The sequence below is a fragment of the Paenibacillus catalpae genome (genome assembly GCF_900112695.1).
Taxonomy (GTDB): domain Bacteria; phylum Bacillota; class Bacilli; order Paenibacillales; family Paenibacillaceae; genus Pristimantibacillus; species Pristimantibacillus catalpae.
Map to the genome: position 1 here is coordinate 1,318,923 of NZ_FOMT01000002.1, position 20,887 is coordinate 1,339,809.

The window sequence follows — 20,887 nt, forward strand, 5'->3', positions numbered from 1 at the left end:
TCCATAGATCAGGGTGAAGACTTCAGGACGGCGTATGCCGTCCTTTTTGCTGTCCCGGAGAATTGGTCATAGATGGATGAAAAGGACCGCTTGTACATATACTTAAGCAGATTGCTCGTATTTGTGAACGTATAAGGAATGAAACAAGCGGGGGTGAGGCGGTGGAACGGTTAACGAAAAGCCGTCTGTTTATATGGCTGGTCTATATCATTATGGGGCTTATCGCGTTATATTTACTGCTGCTCGTCAAGCCGATTTTTGTGCACTTATATGTGTTTCTGAAGGCCGTGCTTGCCCCGTTCATTATTGCGATGATCGTATCGTACGTCTTGAATCCGGTCGTATCGCTGCTCCATGAGAGGAAGGTGCCGCGTACGATTGCGGTGCTGCTCATCTATGCCGTCTTTTGTGCGGCGCTTGCCGTCATTCTGGTCAACCTGATCCCGATGTTTAAGGAACAGATGGATCAATTGAACCGTCATGTACCGGACCTGACCTATCGTGCAGAAAGCCTCGTTACCGATTTGAACAATACGTCCTTCCTGCCGGGAAGCATTCGTGAGGGACTGAATAAATCCATTTTTCAGATGGAGAAAAAGCTGTCGGATACCGTATCCCATTTCATTAACAACATTGGTTCCGTTGTGAATGCGGTGTTTATCGCTTTTATTATCCCGTTCCTCGCGTTCTATATCTTGAAGGACTTTGACCTGTTCGAACGCACCGTGATCACCTACGTCCCGAAGTCGCACCGGAAGCATACCGTCAGACTGCTGAAAGATATTGACGCCGCTCTTGGCAGCTACATCCGGGGACAGTTTATTGTCTGTATTATTGTTGGCATACTCGCCTATATAGGTTACATCATTATCGGAGTTCCGTATCCGCTGCTGCTCGCCAGTATCGTTGCCGTAACGAATATCATTCCTTACCTGGGCCCATTCTTTGGCGCGGCTCCGGCGCTGCTTGTGGCATCAACGATCTCGTTCAAAATGGTGCTGCTGGTCGCCGTCGTCAACCTATCCTGCCAGGTACTCGAAGGCAATGTCGTATCGCCGCAGGTCGTTGGACGAACGCTTCATATGCACCCGCTGGCCATCATATTTGCCTTATTGGTCGGCGGCGAGGTAGCCGGCATAGTCGGGATGATTTTGGCTGTTCCAATCTTTGCGGCACTTAAAGTAATCGTCCAGCATATATTTGCTTATTATGTCAGGCGAAAGACCATTTGACAGACAACCCTTTGGCCGATATACTTTAGACAGTTACAGCAAATATGACATGTAAAGCGTTGATGAAAGGGAGTAAGCCATAGCCCGTCAATCAGAGAGAGAGCTTCTTCGCCTTTGGGCGTCGGCTGTAAAAGCTCTTGGGACGAAGAATGGCCGAAAGCTGCTTTCGGAGTGTGAATGAACTTCACCGGGAGGACCCGTTATCGTCCATACGAGGAGATTGCTTATGAATGCCCCGGGCGTTCTGGCAATAACCAGGGTGGTACCGCGATTATGAATTCGTCCCTGTCTATGACAGGGGCTTTTTTATGTTTTAAAACAAACATTTAAAGCTTTGAAAAATCGGTCAGCACCGAAGCGCGGAGAAAAAGGTTGGAGCTTTTGGAGCGTCAGCGCCCGCCTTTGTTTTTGAATCTCAACAACTGTAACCGATAAATTGAAGAGATTCAAAAACAACAGCGGCCAAAAGCCCAACCTTTTTCATAGTGCCCAATATGCTGATCCAAACTCAAATTTTAACGGAGGTTTTAACCATGAAAGCAAGTGAAATCCGGTCTAAATGGCTTTCGTTCTTCGAAAGCAAAGGACACCACATCGAGCCGAGCGCATCGCTCGTCCCTCATAACGATCCGTCGCTTCTCTGGATCAATGCAGGTATGGCTCCACTCAAGCCTTATTTCGACGGACGTGTCATTCCCGACAATCCGCGGATTACAAACTCGCAAAAATGCATTCGTACGAACGATATCGAGAATGTCGGCAAAACACGCCGCCACCATACGTTCTTCGAAATGCTGGGCAACTTCTCCATCGGCGACTACTTCAAGGAAGAAGTCATTACTTGGGCATGGGAGTTCCTCACAAGCAAAGAGTGGATCGGCTTCGACCCTGAGCGTTTGTCCGTTACGGTATATCCGGAAGACGTAGAAGCTTACAAGTACTGGAATGAGAAAATCGGTCTTCCTGCTGAGCGCATTTACAAGCTGCAGGACAATTTCTGGGATATCGGCGAAGGCCCTTGCGGACCTTGTACCGAAATTTTCTACGACCGCGGCGACAAATACGGCGATCTGAACGATCCGGAATGCTGGCCGGGCGGCGAGAACGAACGCTTCCTCGAAGTGTGGAACCTTGTATTCTCGCAGTTCAACCATAACAAAGACGGCAGCTATACACCGCTTCCGAACAAAAACATCGATACAGGAGCTGGTCTGGAACGTTTCGCTTCCATCCTGCAGGATGTTGACTCGAACTTCGATACGGACCTGTTCATCCCGATCATTGAACGTACTTGCGAGATCGCGGGCGTGAAATACCATGTGAACGAAGATCATGACGTTGCGCTGAAAGTTATCGCTGACCATATTCGTACCGTTGCTTTTGCTGTAGGCGACGGCGTTATGCCTTCCAATGAAGGCCGCGGCTACATTATCCGCCGTCTGCTCCGCCGTGCTGTGCGTTACGGAAAAACAATCGGCATCGACCGTCCGTTCCTGTACGAACTGACTTCCGTCGTTGGAGAAGTGATGGGCGTCTACTATCCTGAGGTTGTAGACAAACGCGAGTTTATCGAGCGCGTCATCCGCACGGAAGAGGAGCGGTTCCATGAAACCTTGTCTGACGGGCTTGTAATGTTGTCTGACCTGGTTGCGGCAGCACGCAAATCCGGAACAACGGAGATCGGCGGCGAAGACGCATTCCGTCTGTATGATACGTACGGCTTCCCGTTTGACCTGACAGAGGACTTTGCGGCCGAGAACGGCATGACCGTTGACCGCGAAGGCTTTGACGCAGCGATGGAAGCACAGCGTGAACGTGCCCGTGCAGCTCGTCAGGAAACGGGCGGCATGAACGTACAGGGCGGCCCGCTTGCCGACTTTACGGTTAAAAGTGAATTTGTTGGCTATAATGAACTGGTAACAGAAGCCCAAATCACAGCTATTGTCCATGAAGACTCGTTAGTAGACCTTGTAGGCGAAGGCAGCCGCGTGCTTGTCCTGCTTGACCGTACTCCTTTCTATGCAGAAAGCGGCGGTCAAATCGGCGACAAAGGAACGATCATTGGCAACGGCTTTACCCTGCAGGTTGAAGATGTAACGAAAGCGCCGCATGGCCAAAGCGTGCATCACGCCGTTGTGGCATCCGGCACCGTTCGTTCCGGCGAGAAAGTTGAAGCTGTCGTTACCCGCTCTGTCCGCGAAGATGTGATCAAGAACCATACAGCAACACACTTGCTTCATAAAGCATTGAAAGAAGTGCTTGGCGACCATGTTAATCAAGCAGGCTCGCTTGTGCAGGCAGACCGTCTGCGCTTTGACTTCTCGCATTTCGGCAGCATTACGCCTGAGGAATTGACGGAAATCGAACGTAAAGTAAACGAGCAAATCTGGATTGGAACACCTGTTGTCATTGAGAGCAAACCAATCGCAGAAGCAAAAGCAATGGGCGCTATGGCATTGTTCGGCGAGAAGTATGGCGATATTGTACGCGTCGTGCAAGTCGGAACCTACAGCATTGAGCTTTGCGGCGGCTGCCATGTAGGCAACACGTCTCAAATCGGTCTGTTCAAGCTCGTTAGCGAGAGCGGTATCGGCTCCGGAGTACGCCGGATCGAAGCAGTTACCGGCCGTCACGCTTACGGCTTTATGGAAGGTCAGCTTGATCTCTTGAAGCAGGCTTCGGCTCTTCTTAAATCAAGCAACAATGATGTTCCGAAACGGATTGAAGCGCTGTTCGCGCAAGCGAAAGAGCTGGGACGCGAGAATGAATCGCTGCAGGCGAAGCTGAGCCGCATTGAAGCAGGCTCCCTTGAGCAGAATGCGAAGACGGTTGGAGAGGTTACAGTGCTTAGCGCTAAAGTAACTGCTCCTACAATGGATGCACTCCGCGGGATTGCAGACGAGCTGAAGCTGAAGCTGCCTTCGGCTGTTATCATCCTTGGTGCGGTGCAAGAGGACAAAGTAAGCCTCGTTGCTGCTGTGTCGGCTGATCTGGTGAAGAAGGGCTTCCATGCCGGAAAAATCGTCAAAGAAGCAGCTGCACATTGCGGCGGCAGCGGCGGCGGACGTCCTGACATGGCACAAGCCGGCGGCAAAGACGCTACGAAGCTGGACGAAGCTTTGAAACTTGCTGAAGAACTGGTTCTTAACCAAACAAATGTGATATGATAGCAGTGTAAATGTAATAAACTAGTTAATAAATGCGGTTGGAAAGCGAGGTGCTGGCGATGAATTCCATGGACAACACGATGAAGTTTGATGTGAAGGCGGAAGGTGAATCTTCCTCACAAGACATTTTGCTTACGGTGCATGAGGCGCTTCTGGAGAAAGAGTATAATCCGATCAATCAGATTGTTGGGTATTTGCTGTCCGGAGATCCCGCCTACATTCCACGGCATAACAACGCCAGAAGCTTAATTCGCAAGAAAGAACGTGATGAACTCATTGAAGAGCTTGTCCGGTTTTATTTGAACAACAAGAAATAATGAACTAGGAGCCGGACAGATCATGAGGACAATGGGTTTGGATTACGGTGACCGCAACATCGGCGTTGCGGTCAGCGACGCGTTCGGCTGGACAGCACAGGGGATAGAAACTGTCCAGAAGCGCCGGGATGGCGGCGAATTAGTTCGGATTGCCGAGCTGGTGAAAGAACATGAAGTAACAGAAATCGTTGTGGGACTGCCGAAAAATATGAATAATACGATTGGCCCCCGCGGCGAGATTAGTATGGCATTCGCAGAGCAGCTTCAGCAAACACTAAACTTGCCTGTTCACCTTTGGGATGAACGGCTGACAACGGTATCCGCCGAGCGTACCTTAATCGAGGCGGATGTTAGCCGGAAGAAGCGAAAGCTAGTAATAGACAAAATGGCGGCAACGCTTATTTTGCAAAATTATCTCGATTCTAAAACGAAAAGGTGAGGGTTGCGATGACAAAGGATGACCTGCAGTTCGAAGAACCGGAAATTATTTATATTCCGGATGAAGACGGCAACGAAGAAGAATTCGAAGTCATCATGAAGTTTGAAGTGGATGGCTCTGATTCGAAATATATGATGGTTGTTCCGCTGGCAAGCGAAAATGACGAGGAAGATGAAGTATACGCTTTCCGTTATGAAGAAGAAGGCGACGACCTTAAGCTGTACACCATTGAAGACGAAGAAGAGTGGAACATCGTTGAAGAGACATTCAACACGCTTCTTGGTGAGATGGAGGATAATTAATGGCAAACGACGAGCGCATCGTTCCTGTTCCGCAAGAGCGGCTTCGGGAAGTGTTCGGGAATGAAATCGAGCTGGTCTCTGAACACGGCAGTCTAGACAAATTCGAGATCAAGGCAGAGTTTCAGCTTGGCCCTTACGTCTATGCCGCTCTGCAGTCGTCTGCCATGAAGAAAGAGCAGGAGGTTGAGCTGTTCCGTGTCATCCTGACCGATAACGGCGAGCCCCAGCTTGAAACGATTGAAGACGATGATGAGTGGGAGCTTGCAGCGGAAGCTTATGATGATCTTCTGTTTGCAAATGACGAAATGCCTTAATTGTATACGCAATGAGAGAAGAGCGGCTCCCACCGCTCTTTTTCTCGGGCGTTGGAAGGAAATTATTGTCTAAAATTGGATGAAAATGATGTATTATAGTCTATGCTTGCGAAGCAAGAATCATCACGTGTGATAATTTATTAGGCTTATGCTTACGAAGCAATGAATCATCACGATGGCCCCCTGAAGACGGCCATTAGGGTGATCATTCATTAAGCTTATGCTTACGAAGCAATGAATCATCACGATGGCCCCCTGAACACGGCCATTAGGGTGATAATTCATTAAGCTTATGCTTACGAAGCAATGAATCATCACAATGGCCAGAACGGCCATTAGGGTGATAATTCATTTTAGGAGGAACTATAGGTTGGTGCAATCGAGACAGCAGCATTCAAAATCAGGGCCATCCGCGGGCCGTATCGTCATGTGGGTCATCCTTTCGCTTCTCGCTCTTCTCATTATTGGGGCAGGGAGTGTCTTTTTGTATGTATGGAACGGACTGAAGCCGACAGCTGCAGGCGAACCCGTCAGAATTGAAATTGCAAAAGGCGCTTCCGCTATTAAAGTATCCGATACTTTGGAAGAGCACGGCATTATCAAGAACTCCTTTTTATTTAAATATTATTTGAAAGCGAAGAATGAAGGTGCCCACTTCCAAGCGGGAGTGTATGATCTAAGCCCTGGGATGGACAATGATGCGATTATCGCCAAGTTAAACAGCGGTGATACGGTAGCGGAGGAGATGATCCGCTTTACCATTCCGGAAGGCTATACCTTGCTTCAGATTGCGGACAAACTGGCGGAAGAAAAGCTGATTGACAAGGGTAAATTTATGGCGCTCGCTGATTCTGCTCCAGGCTGGGAAGACGCAGAAGCGGTTAAATCGATACCGGTCGACGACAAGCTGCATCACCGGCTGGAAGGCTATCTGTTTCCGGAAACCTATGAATTGACGAAGGGAAGCACGGAAGAAGATATCCTGAAACGGATGATGGCGGAGCTCGATACGAAGCTGGCTTCCTTGCCGGACGACTGGAAGGATGTGCTCGCCGAACGTAAGCTGAATCTTCATCAGCTGATAACCATCGCTTCTCTGGTTGAACGGGAGGTTGTGGCAGATGAAGAACGGCCGATTGTTGCCGGTGTCATCTATAACCGCCTTGAAGAGGGAATGCCTCTGCAAATTGATGCCACAGTCCAGTATTTACTGGATAAGCCGAAGGAGCGGTTGTTTGAAAAGGATCTTCAAATCGAAAGTCCATACAACACGTATAAAATTAATAGCCTTCCGCCAGGTCCTATTGCAAGTCCTAGCCTGGCTTCCATTAAAGCGGCGTTATACCCGGAGAAGAATGATTACTTCTATTACGTTACCAAAAAAGACGGCACGCAGACGCATCTTTTTGCAAAAACCTACAAAGAGCATTTGAAAAATATCGAAACAAGCAACGAGACGGCTGCGAAACAAGGCGAATAAAGTTGACAAGGGAGGACGGATGTCCTCCCTTGTTTTTTTGTGAAAAAAATAGTTTTATGAATCTACTAATCAATTGACAATGTGCGACCGATATAAAATAATAGGACTGTACATGCCAATATAGGGTAATAGAACTAGACCAACCCAGATCACAAAATACATAAACGATAAAGAGGCGGTGTCTTGCATGAAGAAAACGGACAAACCTAATAAAGTTAAAGAGAAGCCGCAAAATATGAAAGCGCAATCAAAAGCGCAGGCGGTTGCCGCTCAAACAACGAAACAAATGACACAAACGTTCAGTTCGATTTTCGCGAATCCATTCAAATCGGTTGGTACAAAGCTGTTCCTGATCATCTTTATTAGCATTATTGCTTGTGTATTGGTTGTGGGACAAATGGCCTATTCGAAGACGAAACAAATTGTAGAAGATAAAGTATCAAGCGCAAGCTTCCAAACGATTGTACAGGCCTCGGCTAACCTGGATATTGTCCTGAAAACGTACGAAGATTTGTCCATGCAGATGATGATCGATAAGGAATTCCATACGCTTGTGGATAAACTTACGGACAGTACGGATGCCTTTGATTTATTTGAGGCGGAGAAAAATCTAGGAGACCGCCTGCAAAATGCGGTGATGAGCAATAAAGTGATTATTGGAGCATACTTGCTGCCGTTAGATGATAAGCTGCCTATCATAACTTACGGAACAGCTTCTGTAGCGGTAGCCCCGGATCTGATGAAGTCGGATTGGTTCGAGAAGACCAAGACGTCTAAAGGAGGCGTCAACTGGGTTGAGACGCAGCCTACCGGCTTTGGTACGACGGACAAGCTTCCTTCCATCGGACTCAGCAGACAAATGAACAACACGACGACAAATGCAGCCTCTTACATGCTGTTGCTGGAATTAAACTTGGCCGAGATCCGTGCGCAATACGAAGATGTTTCCCTTGGCGAAGGCAGCAGGATCTCACTTGTGGACAGTAACAACAAGTACATTGCAGCGCAGGATGAGAGCTTAGTCGGTAAAGGAAATATCGTAAAGCTGAACATCGATCCGGAAGGCTCGCTCAAAGAGAAGGCATCTGATGGAGAGGAAGTTCTCTCCGTGTTTAAAACGCTTGACGTGGTAGATTGGAAGCTGGTTGGTACGATCCCGGTTGATCAGCTCGTTAAAGACGCAGGCGTTATTAACAAGATGACCTGGCTGATTGCCCTGGTAGCCATGTTCATAGCAATCGCTATTGGTTTTCTCGTTATCCGCACCATTGCAATGCCGCTTATGGCGATGCGCAACTTGATGAATGAAGGCGAGCGCGGCAACTTGACGGTCCGTTCCAATATGAAGAACCGTCAGGATGAAATCGGCCAGCTTGGCGACAGCTTTAACAAAATGATGATTCAAATTACGGCACTTGCGAAGCAAACTACCCAGTCCGCTGATGATGTGCTGTCAACAGCCGGCGAGCTGACAGATGTTTCGAAGAAAACAGCGATATCCGCAAGAGAGATTTCTGTGGCGACAGAAGAAATCGCAAGCGGGGCTTCCAGCTTGGCAGTTGAAGCAGAGAGAGGCAGCGATCTTACCGGTAATATCAACGTGCAGATGAAGACGGTTATGGAAGCGACCGGCCATATGGTGGAATCGGCAGGCGAAGTGGAGAAAGCCAGTCAGCAAGGTACGGCATACATGGGACTTCTTATTCAGAAGACGGGCATGACGGAAGAAATGACTCGTTCTATGGTTGAGAAGGTAGACAGCCTCAAGATGAGCACAGGCTCCATCGTGAAAATTCTGGATGTACTGAACAATCTGACAAAGCAGACGAACATATTGTCACTTAATGCTACGATTGAAGCAGCCCGTGCCGGAGCGGCCGGTAAAGGCTTTATGGTGGTAGCCGACGAGATCCGGAAGCTTGCTGATCAATCGCGCCAGTCTATTGATGTTGTAGGTCAGATTACCGAAACGATCATGACACAGATCGAAGAGACGGTAACGGTATTATCCGACGCTTATCCATTGTTCCAGGAGCAGATTGGTTCCGTTAAAGAAGCGAATCAGATCTTCCTGACTGTACAAGGACAAATGGGACAATTCGTACAGAAGCTGGATTCGGTTACGAATTCGATTAATATGCTTGATCAGTCCCAAGTTGTCTTAACGGAAGCAATGGGGAATGTAAGTGCTGTTGCGCAGCAGTCCTCGGCAACATCGGAGGAAGTTGCTTCGCTCAGCTCGGAGCAGCTTAGCATCAGCAACGGGTTGGTTAACTTGTCTGAGAGGCTTGATGCCGTATCCCGCGGGCTTAAGGAATCCTTATCCCGTTTCAAAATCGATTAATAATAATGACGGCCGTTCAAATGGATGAAAGATCCATTTGGACGGTTTTTTTGTGCTTCAGTAAGGTGATAATGTAGCTAGTGACAGGAGGCTCCTTACATGAAGAGACGTATGGCTGTTATAGGATTGTTATTTTTATTGATTTTGTCCGGGTTTATTGCGAGACTGGCCTGGCTGCAGCTAACACCCGGATATGGGCAGAAGAACGCAGCCGCTGCGATGAGCCGAAGCAGCTGGAAGCGAATGTCGGTGATGCAGCGTGAACGGAATCTCGTACTCGACTCAGGCAGGGGAGATTTTGTAGACCGGTATAATAAGCCAATTACGGGAGAGACCTATTATACGCTTGCCTTATTTCCCGTTAATATGGACATTCGGGACCCTGAACAGGCGAGAATTCGTAAGCAGGCTGTGAGAAAGCTAGCAGGGATGCTTCGTGTATCTGAGGAGGAGCTGGTAAGCCGGTGGAAACAGCTGCGCGAGCCGACTTTTTGGCATCATGGGAAGGACAAGCTCCCTTATAGATTAACAGAGAAGGAATTGGAAGAACTTGCAGAGCTTCATCTGAATGGAGTCAGAGCGCTGCCGTATCGTAACCGTTATTTAGCTGCTTTTGCAGCCAAACAGGCGATTGGTTATATCAGCCAGCATCCGGAGCATCTGGAGATGGCTTATTCGAAGGAATTGGAGTCGGGCAAGCGGAAGAAAAACGAACTTATAGGCGGCTCAGGACTCGAGAAATCACTTGATGATTACCTTCATGGTGCTGGTGCAACCTCCGTATCTTATTTTACAGACGGCAGGAAAGGGCCGTTATTAGGATTAAATTACCGGATTACTGAGCCTGGTAATCCCTATTATCCGCTTCAGGTTCAGACAACACTTGATCTCGAGCTGCAAAACAGGATAGAGGCCTATATCGACGCGAAGCCGCTAAAAGAAGGCGCCGTTGTTGTTCTGGATGCCCATAATGGTGATATTGTAGCCATGATCTCCAGACCGCAGATGGAGCCGCTTCATCTGGATGATGATAAGGAATGGGCCAATCATGCCATTCAGGCAGCAGTTCCAGGTTCGATCTTCAAGCTGGTTACAGAGGCTGCAGCTTTGGAAGCGGGCGTTACGAATGAAAAGGAACGCTTTACTTGTACAGGAGAGTACGGCAAATACGGCTTGTCCTGCTGGAAAGAAGGAGGGCATGGCACCATTTCGCTGCGGGAAGGGCTTGCACAATCCTGCAATATTGTATTTGCCACCATCGCAGAGCGCTTAACTGCACAGCAGCTGCAGCGGACAGCAGCTGCATTAGGCATCGGGAAGCAAGCCGGCTGGCACTCGGAACGGTCCTTTGGCCCGTTTCATCATCCGCTCCGGCTGCTTGGTGAGGAAGAAGCCGGGCGGTTATTCCCGGCTTCCGCTGCTGTAAAGACGGATGGCGGCGTTATGGCGCAATCCGCTATCGGGCAGCGTGATGTCTTGATGACGCCGCTGCAGGCGGCGAATCTGGTAGTCACGCTGCTGAACCACGGGCGCGTGATGGAGCCGCGCCTCGTTAAGGAGATCCGCTATGCCAACGGCCAGCGGATGGTATCCCTGCCCGCGAAGAGCGTTGCTGCGAAAGGCGGCCGGATTCGCCCAGCCACCGCGCATAAGCTGCTTCGCGGCATGGAGGCGGTCGTCGACCATGGAACAGGCCGGTCGATCCGCCGAGGGCTGTGGGCAGTGGCCGGCAAATCCGGCACTGCCGAAATAACAAAGGCCGGAGCGCCCCGAGTGAACCAATGGTTCACCGGGTACGGTCCGGCCAAGAAGCCTCGCTATGTGGTTGCTGTGCTGGCGGAGAATCGCCCGCCCGAGAGCAGCAATCAAGCGACGGAGCTGTTTCGCGGCGTAATGGATATTATCGCTTTATACACCCGTTGAAGGCTGTTTGCCTTCGGTCTCTTCTAATGCAGGAGCCGGACCTTCGTCAAATTCGCCTTGCGGTGTCCGGATCCAGCGGTGGAAGAAGCCTTGTTCGTACAGCGCCTTAATGACGATAATGATGATCGGCGAGAGGATCACGCCGGCAATGCCAAACAGATGAAGCGATACGATCATACAGGACAACATCGTAAATGCGGATACGCCAAGCGAGTCGCCCGTAATTTTTGGTTCAACAATATGTCTTGTAAGAACAACGGCGACTAACAAGACGGACAGCCAGACGGCCAGAGAAGTTTGGCCGACGAGGAATAAGTAGATGATCCATGGAATAAACAATGTACTTACGCCTAGCAGCGGGAGTACGTCGAAGATGCCTGCTGTTACGGCGATAGCAAAAGCGTTATCTACGCGCAAGATCAGTAATGCGGCAAAAATAACGAGGAAAGTGATACTCATCATTTTCGCCTGGGCTTTCACGTAGGTGCCAATTCCTTTAAATACATTTTCGCGCATGAAATGGAATACTTTTTTGAATGTATTAGGCGTCTTTTCGTTAGCTGTTTTTTTCCACATTTTAATTTCAATGCTCAGGAAGTACGCCAGAATGATACCAATTACGAAGTTGAAAATAAACGTTGAGAAGGATGAAATATATCCGACCAAGCCGGTGAAAATAATATTAGCCAGCTTCGGCAAATATTCTGTCGCTCCGTTTATGTATTCCGTAATTTTATCGACCCATTCCGGCGGAAGCGCTTGGAGCTTTTGCTGGAACAAGCTTGAATCATCCTGTACCTGCTCTTTAAAAAGCTCTTGATATTGCGGCAGCTTGACCTTAATGAAGTCAGTGCCCTGGCTTGTAATTATATAGGCTAGTGCCGAAAAAATGCCAAGAATAACAAGCGAGAACACGAGGACGGATATACCGGATGCGATTGATTTTTGAATGCCGATTTTGTTCAACCGTCTGGCCAGCGGCTCTATGAACAGGTAAATCACAAAGGCAAAGAAAATGGGTGTTGCGATCTTGTACAGATAGCTGAAGACGAACATAACCAGATAAACCGTAAGGGCAATTAGCGCTATGTCGAATGCGGTACGCCAGTATCTTTTGTAAAACGGAAGCATACAATAATCTCCTCTCGCTTATAGGAATCAAATCCCTGTTGTGATTGTACTATAATTTTAAAAACGATGCCTATAATTAATGCTCATATGGTACAATTAAAGGTATCGTGTTTATTACTTTCATAAACGGTGGGGAATAGAAAATGTTACAATTGCTGCTTTGGGCATTTTACTTCTTGTCCTTTTATGCCTTTATTCCTGCTCTTATCAGCCGTGTTTTCGGATTCCGTGTATTTAAGAAAGGCCGTGTCACAAGCGAGATCGCTCTCACCTTCGATGACGGACCCGACCCTGAATATACGCCACTGCTTCTTGATCTGCTTGCCCGTTATAAGGCGAAGGCTACCTTTTTTGTTGTAGGCTCGCATGCAGAGAAGCATCCGGAATTGCTGCGAAGAATGCAAGATGAAGGTCATATTATTGGCATTCATAATTATGTTCATAAAACCAACTGGTTTATGAGGCCAAAGACGGTGCGCACTCAAATTGAGCTTACTCAAGGCGTAATACGCGAGGCGACCGGAATACGTTCCGCTTTTTACAGGCCTCCTTGGGGAATCGTGAATATTTTCGATTTCATGAACCGTAACAAGATGCAAATCATATTGTGGTCGGCCATATTCGGGGACTGGAACGTTAAGCTTGGCACAGAGCATCTTAAGCAGAAAATGATGAGAAAGATGCGTCCCGGCGAAGTGCTGCTGCTTCATGACTGCGGCCGAACGCCAGGAGCGGATCCAACTGCACCTGCCAATATGCTGATTGCACTAGAAGCTTATATGGAAGTAGCGACAAAGCGAGGCTTTCGGTTTGTCGGAATAGCGGAGATGATGACATTGACAGAGAAAACACCGAAACGGTCCGTATGGAAAAGAACAATGGTTGGTGGATGGCTCCTCTACGAGAAATTGTTCCATCTTGTCTTCCGGCTAAAGCATGTCGGAGGGGAGAATTCTTGCTTCCATTACCGTGTGATCAAATATCATGGGGAACCAATCAAGCTGGCGGATAACGGCTACTTGAAAAACGGCGACAAAATTGTCGAGATGCATTTCGACAACAAAATGCTGTCTTCCATCGCATTGCAGTCAAGCTCGCCGCTAGCGACAGGCATTAAGCTGCTTCGGGAAATGGATCATGCTTTACCGGAGCTGGCAAGAGCCGTTGCCAAGGATCCGGAAGCAGAGGGTGTGCGTGCGGCCTATGGCGTAACCATGATTCACCGCGGAGCTGACCGGATAGGCTTCCAGGTGGAGCCATTGCCTGATGGCTTGTTCGCCCGGACCACGCGAATTTACTTAAAAATTCTGACCAGTGTACTGACAAACAAGCAGCAGAATGCAAGAGGCAAAGCAAAGCGGGATTCGATTCGTCCTCATATGCTGTTAATGCCACTTGAGCAGCTTCTTATGTTCGCGGTCAACGGTGCAAAGAATGCGTCATCAACCAAAGCAGCAAAGACACATCAGGAAGTTGCCGCAGCCAAATCGGATACGTCCTTGGCGGAACCTTCCGAGCTGGACAGCAACCCATCTATCATATAAAAAATGCCGATTGGTCCTTTGGGACTGATCGGCATTTTTGTGTTCTCTATTCCCTGTCCCCCAACCAGCTTTCAGATGAAGTCAGCGGGAGGGCGGGGCTGTTTTTGTTTTGTTCGTTTTGCTCCAACGGAGCAGAAGAATGTTTCTGGAGAAGCGGAGCGTTCGCCTTTGGTTACCGGATTCCAACTCGCTTCAAGTTGAATCAGAGGAATCCGGAACCAACAGCGATCAGAAGAAACATTCTTCTGCGGAGTGCTGCAAACCAACCCAAAAAACCAAAAAAGCAGCCCCAAAGGAGCTGCTTCAATCTTCATATGCAAACCAACTACATCTTCATAACTCCACCCGTACTTGCATTCGTAACGAGGTGGGAGTAACGAGCCAGGTAGCCACGTTTGATTTTTGGTTCAAAGCCAGGCCATGCGGCGCGGCGTTTTTCCATTTCTTCGTCGCTGATCAGCAGGTTAATTCCACGATTGTTCATATCAAGCTCAATGATGTCGCCGTCTTGAACGAAGGCGATCGGGCCGCCTTCTGCCGCTTCAGGTGAAACGTGGCCGATACTGATCCCGCGGGATGCGCCGGAGAAACGACCGTCGGTGATCAGGCCGACTTTAGTGCCAAGACCCATACCAACGATTTGCGAAGTTGGAGCAAGCATCTCTGGCATGCCAGGACCGCCTTTAGGACCTTCGTAGCGGATTACGACAACATGACCTTCTTTAACTTTGCCGCCGGCGATGCCAGCCAGTGCATCGTCTTGGGAGTCAAAGCAGATTGCAGGACCTTTATGGTAGCCGCCAACCGATTTGTCAATAGCGCCGACTTTAACGATCGAGCCGCCTGGAGCCAGGTTGCCGAACAATACAGCCAAGCCGCCGCGTTCGCTATGCGGGTTATCGATCGTACGGAGAACATCTGTATCTAGGATTTCACAGCCTTCAACATTCTCGCGAAGTGTTTTACCAGTAACAGTTATACGCGTGCCATCCAATGCGCCATCTTTTTTGAGCAGCTCATTAAGAACGGCGCTTACGCCGCCTGCAACATGAACATCTTCGATATGGTAATCGGATGCTGGAGCAATTTTCGCAAGATGCGGAACGCGTTCTGCAATTTCATTGATGCGTTCGATTGGGTATTCGATACCAGCTTCATGCGCAATTGCAAGCGTGTGTAGAACGGTATTAGTTGAACCGCCCAAAGCCATATCAAGAGCAAATGCGTTGTCGATAGTTTCTTTTGTAACAATGTCACGTGGTTTGATGCCAAGTTCGATCAGTTTCATCAGCTGGCGAGCCGATTCTTTAACGAACTCTTTACGCTCAGGCGATACAGCAAGAATCGTACCGTTACCTGGCATTGCAAGGCCAAGGCCTTCTGCAAGACAGTTCATGGAGTTAGCTGTGAACATTCCGGAGCAAGATCCGCAAGTCGGACAACCAAATTGTTCTAGTTCAGTAAGACCTACTTCATCAATCGTACCAGCGATATATTGGCCGACGCCTTCAAATACGCTAGTCAGGGAGATTGCGCGGCCGTCAGAAGTTCTGCCGGCTTTCATTGGTCCGCCGCTTACGAGCATGGTTGGGATGTTTACGCGAAGGGCACCCATCATCATGCCAGGCGTAATTTTGTCGCAGTTAGGAATGCAGACCATACCGTCGAACCAGTGAGCGTTAACTACTGTTTCTATGGAGTCAGCAATAATCTCACGGCTTGCAAGCGAGTAACGCATCCCGATGTGACCCATCGCGATCCCGTCATCTACGCCGATTGTGTTGAACTCGAACGGCACGCCGCCCGCCTCACGAATGGCTTCTTTAACCAGCTTGCCGAATTCCTGCAGATGGACGTGACCTGGAATAATGTCAATATAAGAGTTACAAACCGCGATAAACGGTTTGCCGAAATCTTCTTCCTTAACGCCTGCTGCCCGCAAAAGACTGCGGTGAGGTGCGCGGTCAAATCCTTTTTTGATCATATCTGATCTCATTTTCTTAGGCGCCATGCTAGTCCCTCCCATGTAATGTCATACCTTTGAGTTTATCATATCGGACAAACGTTGGCTACCGGAGCAGGAGCCGAGATGAGGCGTAAATGCTTGTAAAACAGAGTAAATTAGGCTTATTATGGTCATTACGCTCTAACTGGCTACATTTTTCGACAAATTTTATGTTACCGTCTATTTATTTGTGGCAAAATGAGTACGGGTTTGATGAAGGAGGAACAGACATCATGTATAAATTGCTGCTGGTTGATGATGAACCGGAAGTTACCGAAGGTCTGATGATGGAGATTGACTGGGAAAGCTGCGGTTTCTCCGAAGTAAAGACAGCAGGAAACGGCAAAGAAGCAATGGAGCTTGTAGAAAAAATGGAGCCTGATGTGCTCATTACCGATATTAGCATGCCTTATATGAATGGACTCGAGCTTTCCGATTGGGTGAAAAAAATGTATCCGATCACCCGGGTTGTCATTCTGACGGGACATGATGAGTTTGAATATGCCAAGCAGGCGATTAACCTGCAAGTCGAAGCTTATGTGCTGAAGCCTTTTTCGGGCAGTCAATTAACCGACACTGTGCTGCAGGTGAAGCGGAGGATGGATGAAGAAAGGGAGATGCGCAATAACGTCGAGCTTCTGCAGGAGCATTACCGTCTGACGCTGCCGATTGTGAGAGAGAAGTTTCTGTCTTCCTTAATCACTCGCCATCAGTCGTTGGCAAGCATCCGGGAGAAGGCGGAGAAATACGGCATGGAGCTGGAGGGCGACGGATATGTCGTGTCGGTAATTTCCGTTCTCCATTCGGACAAGCCGGAGGAAGAGCCGGACCCGCAGAACGCTTTTTCCTCGATTAAGGACCTGGATCTGAAGCTGTTCTCGATTACGAATATTGCCAGTGAAATATGGACCCGGCATAAGCTGGGCAAGGTATTCATTCATCAGGACCAAGTTGTCCTGTTCACCGTTAGTCCTTTGGGTCAGGTTGATGAGGTGATGGAGTCTACCCAGGACGCTTTGAAGGAGATTCTGCAAAGCATCGAAAGATTTTTAAGGCTCCCGGTCATGATTGGGGTAGGGACGTTTACCCGTGATATCCGCAGCTTGAAGTATTCGTATGAAGCCGCTGAGGTGGCACTGGATTACCGGCGTATTCTCGGGATTAATCAAATTATCTGCATTGACGATATGGAAGACCGTGTGCAGGAGAAGCTGATCTTTGACGAGTGGAAGGAGCAGAATCTGGTCCGTTCGATTAAGGTGGGGACCGAGCAGGAGCTTTCCGATGTCATTGATGAGCTGTTTGAGGATATCGCACGTGTGCAGGCGCCAGTACAAGTGCATAACTTCGAGCACTATTTGCTCGAGATGGTTACGGCCATTATCAAACTGTCCAAAATGATCGACGACGGCACGAACCCGATCTTTGCGAGCGGAATTCTGGATCAATACCAGAAGCTCAATACGCTGAATGAGACCAAAGCGTGGTTCGCTGATTTATGCAGCAAAGTGCGGAGCCGGATTGCAAGCCGCCGGCAGCATTCGTACAAGCATATTGTGGAGGAAGCTGTCCAATTTACGAAAAGCCATTTTGGAGACCGCGAGCTGTCCATTGCCGTAGTCTGCGCTCATCTTCATATCAGCACGGGCTACTTCAGCAGCTTGTTCAAGAAGGAAGTCAAGATGACCTACGGTGCTTATTTGCTGCAGCTGCGGATGGAAGCGGCGAAAGAGTATTTGCGGACATCTGAACTGAAGACTTTCGAGATTGCGGAGAAGGTCGGGTTTGCCGACCCGAATTATTTCAGCCTCTGCTTTAAGAAATATGCGGGTGTATCGGCCAAGGAATACCGCAGCGGCTTGACGGAGTCCTCCAGATGAAGCGAGGGAACGGGAATAGCAAAAGCATTCAATACATCTTTTCTGTCTCTTTAATCTTGTTCTCGGTCTTTATCATTATTGTTGTAAGCACGGTGCTTTACAGCCGGTTTGCCACAACGGCGGAAGAGAACGCGTTCCGCAATTCGCAGCAGATCGTAGATCAAGTCAGCTACAGTCTCGAAAATAACGTGCAGGCGACTTCAGATCTGTTCAATATGCTGTATCACACGATCACGCAAGGCGGGGATGTCGATTCGGAGGTTCTCCAGCGACAGCTCGCGACGATGATGTCTACCCGGGCGGATACCGTTTCGCTAGCTCTCTTTGATGATAAAGGACAGCTTGTTATGGATTTACCGGATGTTGCGATGAAGAAAGCCCTTGCTGTAACAAGTGAGAGCTGGTTCCAGAGCGCGCTGGATACGCCTGGCCATCTGTCTATCTCGCTTCCGCATGTGCAGAACTTTTATAAGGAGCAGTTCAGATGGGTGGTCTCCCTCAGTAAGAGCATTACGATCATTCATAACGGCAAGACGATTCAAGGCGTGCTCGTTCTTGATGTGAATTTCAACACCATTGATGAATTATCCGACAGAGTAAGCCTTGGCGAGAAGGGATATGTCTATATCCTGGATGAATCCGCCGGCAACATTGTCTATCACCCTCAGCTTCAGCTTATCTATGCGGGGCTGAAAGATGAAAACGTCGAGCTTGCCCTTAAACATACCTATGGCAGTTATATCGATCAAACCGCGGCCGCTACCAAGATCATCAGTGTTCAGACCATCGGAAATGTAGGCTGGAAGGTCGTGGGGGTATCCTACAAGAATGAAGCCATGACGTCCATTTCGGAGCTGAACAGATCCATGTTCCAGCTTCTTCTTGCATTGATTCTAATTGTTGTGCTGCTGTCGAGTATCGTTTCGCGGCGGATCTCCAGGCCAATCAAGCAGCTTGAGCTGTCTATGAAAAATGTGGAACATGGCAATTTTGAGCAGACAGCGATGGGGGAAGGGCCGCTTGAAGTGAGGCAGCTGGCTGACCGCTTCAATATTATGATCGGTACGATCAAGAAGCTCATGCGGCAAATCGTAACGGAGCAGGAAAGCAAACGGACCTATGAGCTTGAAGCCCTGCAGGCGCAGATTAACCCGCACTTCCTGTACAATACGCTGAACTCTGTGGTCCGTATGGTTGGGATGAACAAGAACGAAGAAGTGACAACGATGATTACCTCCTTATCGAAGCTGTTCCGGATCAGTCTGGGCAAGGGGAAAAGCGTCATTACGATTGGTGATGAGCTTGAGCATGCGCGTAATTACCTCGTTATTCAGCAGATGAGGTTTAAGAATAAGTTTGATTTTTCAATTGACGCGGAGGACGATGTCTTGAGCTACGCCACGCTTAAGCTGATCGTTCAGCCCTTAATTGAAAATGCGCTTGTCCATGGCATAGAGCCTTCTGTAGACAAGGGTCATATTTGGGTGAAAGCCAGGCTGGACGGCCAGGATGTTGTCATTGAAGTCAGGGATAACGGACTAGGCATGAGTGAAGATCGGCTGGAGCAGGTGATGGCCGGTCAAGTCACTAGTTCGAAAGGCTCGGGAGTAGGCGTAATGAACGTGCAGGAGCGGATCCGGTTATTTTATGGGCAGCCCTATGGCCTGCATTTCGAAAGTGAACTGGAAGAAGGGACAACCGTTACGATCCGTTTCCCGGCCATGGAACTGGAGCAGGCGGAAGGGAGAGATCGGGGAGAATGAACCGGAGACAAAGGATGATCATAAGCGCTTTGCTAGCTGTTACGGCCCTGGTTCTGCTCATATCGGCCTTTAATCCGGGATTTCTTGAGCGGAAGCAGAAGCCTTCAGATCTAACCATTCAAGTTATATTGCGATCCAATGAGGGTGATTATTGGCAAAACGTTGTGCTTGGCGCGCAAGCGGCAGTCAAGGAGTTTGGCATCACGATGTACATGACGGCTTCCTATGAGGAAGACGATGTGGAAGGTCAAGTGCAGGCAGCGATGCAGTCGCTCATTACGAAGCCCGATGCGGTTGTCCTTGGAGCCAGTGATGATGAGGCGTTTGCTCCGTTCCTGAAGGCTGCTGCGGAACGGCATATCCCGGTTATTGCGATTGACAGCCTGCTTACTTCGGGGAAGACAAAGTCCTATATCGGCATGGATAACCATGCGGCGGGCCAAGAAGCATTTAATGAGCTGGCTGAACAGCTTGAGGGACGTGGGAATATAGCCATCGTGCCCCATGCTGCCGGGGGGATTAACGGAAAACTTAGAGAGCAAGGCATCCTTGATGCAGCGGCGAAGCATCCGGGCATTCGAATTGTGGATCGGGTACAATGCTCCGGCGACCGGGATCAATGCACGAAAGCTGTCAGCCAGGCGATGCACAAGCAAGAGTTGGATGGAATCATAGCGCTTAATACGGAAGCTTCGATCGGTGCGGCCTTGGAGCTGAAGAACGAACAGGCGGGGGAGCGGGTTAAGCTGATTGGCTTTGACAGCTCTCAGGAGCTTTTGGAGATGCTGCAGGAGAACCAGCTGCAGAAGCTGATTGTACAAAATCCGTTCAGCATGGGTTACCTTGGCATCAAATATGCAATGGAAGCTGCGCTTGGGCATAAAGTCCCCGACCGTGTCGAAATTGATCGGAAATTGATCGACAGAAGTAACATGTTTTGGAAAGATAACCAGAAGCTGCTCTTTCCGGTCGTTCAGTAATATGAAATTGATGAGAATATTAATAAAAAAGATGAGAATATTAGATTCGAATCCATTTCAAATTTC

Annotated in this window: 16 protein-coding genes; 13 read left to right on the plus strand and 3 right to left on the minus strand. The window is 48.9% G+C overall.

What is annotated here, in order from left to right; all coding sequences use genetic code 11:
* The first annotated feature begins 161 nt into the window (after positions 1-161).
* The 9 genes from BM200_RS13550 (at position 162) to BM200_RS13590 (ending at position 11,518) form a co-directional block, all read left to right on the plus strand.
* Positions 162-1,232 carry an AI-2E family transporter gene (locus BM200_RS13550; RefSeq protein WP_091186098.1) on the plus strand — a complete coding sequence of 357 codons (1,071 nt, stop codon included), beginning with the start codon at positions 162-164 and terminating at the stop codon, positions 1,230-1,232.
* Positions 1,233-1,765: 533 nt separating this feature from the next.
* The gene (gene alaS, locus BM200_RS13555; RefSeq protein ID WP_091186099.1) at positions 1,766-4,399 is read left to right on the plus strand and encodes an alanine--tRNA ligase; all 2,634 of its coding nucleotides are present in this window, start codon (positions 1,766-1,768) and stop codon (positions 4,397-4,399) included.
* Positions 4,400-4,458: 59 nt separating this feature from the next.
* Positions 4,459-4,716: an IreB family regulatory phosphoprotein gene (locus tag BM200_RS13560; RefSeq protein ID WP_091186345.1), complete on the plus strand. Its 258-nt coding sequence runs from the start codon at positions 4,459-4,461 to the stop codon at positions 4,714-4,716.
* Positions 4,717-4,738: 22 nt separating this feature from the next.
* A complete protein-coding gene (gene ruvX, locus BM200_RS13565) occupies positions 4,739-5,155 on the plus strand; it encodes a Holliday junction resolvase RuvX (protein ID WP_175532853.1) in 417 nt (138 codons plus the stop codon).
* Positions 5,156-5,163: 8 nt separating this feature from the next.
* Positions 5,164-5,457 (plus strand): DUF1292 domain-containing protein, encoded by a 294-nt coding sequence (locus tag BM200_RS13570; protein WP_091186103.1) that lies wholly within the window; start codon positions 5,164-5,166, stop codon positions 5,455-5,457.
* Positions 5,457-5,771: a DUF1292 domain-containing protein gene (locus BM200_RS13575; protein WP_091186104.1), complete on the plus strand. Its 315-nt coding sequence runs from the start codon at positions 5,457-5,459 to the stop codon at positions 5,769-5,771. Before BM200_RS13570 ends, BM200_RS13575 begins: the two co-directional genes overlap by 1 nt.
* A 373-nt stretch (positions 5,772-6,144) precedes the next feature.
* Complete coding sequence (gene mltG, locus BM200_RS13580) at positions 6,145-7,251, plus strand: endolytic transglycosylase MltG (RefSeq protein ID WP_091186347.1); 1,107 nt, start codon at positions 6,145-6,147, stop codon at positions 7,249-7,251.
* Positions 7,252-7,438: 187 nt separating this feature from the next.
* Entirely contained in the window at positions 7,439-9,595 is a 2,157-nt protein-coding gene (locus tag BM200_RS13585; RefSeq protein ID WP_245772998.1) for a methyl-accepting chemotaxis protein, read from the plus strand.
* 99 nt (positions 9,596-9,694) lie between these two features.
* Entirely contained in the window at positions 9,695-11,518 is a 1,824-nt protein-coding gene (locus BM200_RS13590) for a peptidoglycan D,D-transpeptidase FtsI family protein (RefSeq protein WP_091186107.1), read from the plus strand.
* On the opposite strand, the gene BM200_RS13595 is transcribed toward BM200_RS13590, so the two are convergent.
* A complete protein-coding gene (locus BM200_RS13595; RefSeq protein ID WP_091186108.1) occupies positions 11,504-12,649 on the minus strand; it encodes an AI-2E family transporter in 1,146 nt (381 codons plus the stop codon). The two genes, BM200_RS13590 and BM200_RS13595, sit on opposite strands and share 15 nt — an antisense overlap.
* 143 nt (positions 12,650-12,792) lie before the next feature.
* Between BM200_RS13595 and BM200_RS13600 the strand changes: the two genes are divergently transcribed.
* Positions 12,793-14,193: a polysaccharide deacetylase family protein gene (locus BM200_RS13600; protein ID WP_091186111.1), complete on the plus strand. Its 1,401-nt coding sequence runs from the start codon at positions 12,793-12,795 to the stop codon at positions 14,191-14,193.
* 71 nt (positions 14,194-14,264) lie between these two features.
* Here the strand turns inward: BM200_RS13600 and BM200_RS30215 are convergent, their stop codons facing one another.
* Together BM200_RS30215 and ilvD are read right to left on the minus strand one after the other, a co-directional pair.
* Complete coding sequence (locus BM200_RS30215; protein WP_217649567.1) at positions 14,265-14,507, minus strand: hypothetical protein; 243 nt, start codon at positions 14,505-14,507, stop codon at positions 14,265-14,267.
* Between the two features lie 11 nt (positions 14,508-14,518).
* The gene (gene ilvD, locus BM200_RS13605; protein ID WP_091186352.1) at positions 14,519-16,189 is read right to left on the minus strand and encodes a dihydroxy-acid dehydratase; all 1,671 of its coding nucleotides are present in this window, start codon (positions 16,187-16,189) and stop codon (positions 14,519-14,521) included.
* 242 nt (positions 16,190-16,431) lie between these two features.
* On the opposite strand from ilvD, the gene BM200_RS13610 reads away from it, so the two are divergent.
* From BM200_RS13610 to BM200_RS13620, 3 genes are read left to right on the plus strand one after another with little or no spacing between them, the layout of a single operon-like run.
* Positions 16,432-18,078 carry a response regulator gene (locus BM200_RS13610; RefSeq protein WP_175532854.1) on the plus strand — a complete coding sequence of 549 codons (1,647 nt, stop codon included), beginning with the start codon at positions 16,432-16,434 and terminating at the stop codon, positions 18,076-18,078.
* Positions 18,075-19,841, plus strand: coding sequence for a cache domain-containing sensor histidine kinase (locus tag BM200_RS13615; RefSeq protein ID WP_091186119.1), 1,767 nt, complete (start codon positions 18,075-18,077; stop codon positions 19,839-19,841). Before BM200_RS13610 ends, BM200_RS13615 begins: the two co-directional genes overlap by 4 nt.
* A complete protein-coding gene (locus BM200_RS13620) occupies positions 19,838-20,821 on the plus strand; it encodes a substrate-binding domain-containing protein (protein WP_091186121.1) in 984 nt (327 codons plus the stop codon). The genes BM200_RS13615 and BM200_RS13620 overlap by 4 nt, the downstream gene beginning before the upstream one ends.
* The last annotated feature ends 66 nt before the right edge of the window (positions 20,822-20,887 follow it).

Excerpts from the sequence above, each read along its gene's own strand:
- alaS (WP_091186099.1), top strand. The coding sequence starts at position 1,766 with ATGAAAGCAAGTGAAATCCGGTCTAAATGGCTTTCGTTCTTCGAAAGC.
- BM200_RS13560 (WP_091186345.1), top strand. The coding sequence starts at position 4,459 with ATGAATTCCATGGACAACACGATGAAGTTTGATGTGAAGGCGGAAGGT.
- ruvX (WP_175532853.1), top strand. The coding sequence starts at position 4,739 with ATGAGGACAATGGGTTTGGATTACGGTGACCGCAACATCGGCGTTGCG.
- BM200_RS13570 (WP_091186103.1), top strand. The coding sequence starts at position 5,164 with ATGACAAAGGATGACCTGCAGTTCGAAGAACCGGAAATTATTTATATT.
- BM200_RS13575 (WP_091186104.1), top strand. The coding sequence starts at position 5,457 with ATGGCAAACGACGAGCGCATCGTTCCTGTTCCGCAAGAGCGGCTTCGG.
- BM200_RS13585 (WP_245772998.1), top strand. The coding sequence starts at position 7,439 with ATGAAGAAAACGGACAAACCTAATAAAGTTAAAGAGAAGCCGCAAAAT.
- BM200_RS13590 (WP_091186107.1), top strand. The coding sequence starts at position 9,695 with ATGAAGAGACGTATGGCTGTTATAGGATTGTTATTTTTATTGATTTTG.
- BM200_RS13595 (WP_091186108.1), bottom strand. The coding sequence starts at position 12,649 with ATGCTTCCGTTTTACAAAAGATACTGGCGTACCGCATTCGACATAGCG.
- BM200_RS13600 (WP_091186111.1), top strand. The coding sequence starts at position 12,793 with ATGTTACAATTGCTGCTTTGGGCATTTTACTTCTTGTCCTTTTATGCC.
- BM200_RS30215 (WP_217649567.1), bottom strand. The coding sequence starts at position 14,507 with ATGAAGATTGAAGCAGCTCCTTTGGGGCTGCTTTTTTGGTTTTTTGGG.
- ilvD (WP_091186352.1), bottom strand. The coding sequence starts at position 16,189 with ATGAGATCAGATATGATCAAAAAAGGATTTGACCGCGCACCTCACCGC.
- BM200_RS13610 (WP_175532854.1), top strand. The coding sequence starts at position 16,432 with ATGTATAAATTGCTGCTGGTTGATGATGAACCGGAAGTTACCGAAGGT.
- BM200_RS13615 (WP_091186119.1), top strand. The coding sequence starts at position 18,075 with ATGAAGCGAGGGAACGGGAATAGCAAAAGCATTCAATACATCTTTTCT.
- BM200_RS13620 (WP_091186121.1), top strand. The coding sequence starts at position 19,838 with ATGAACCGGAGACAAAGGATGATCATAAGCGCTTTGCTAGCTGTTACG.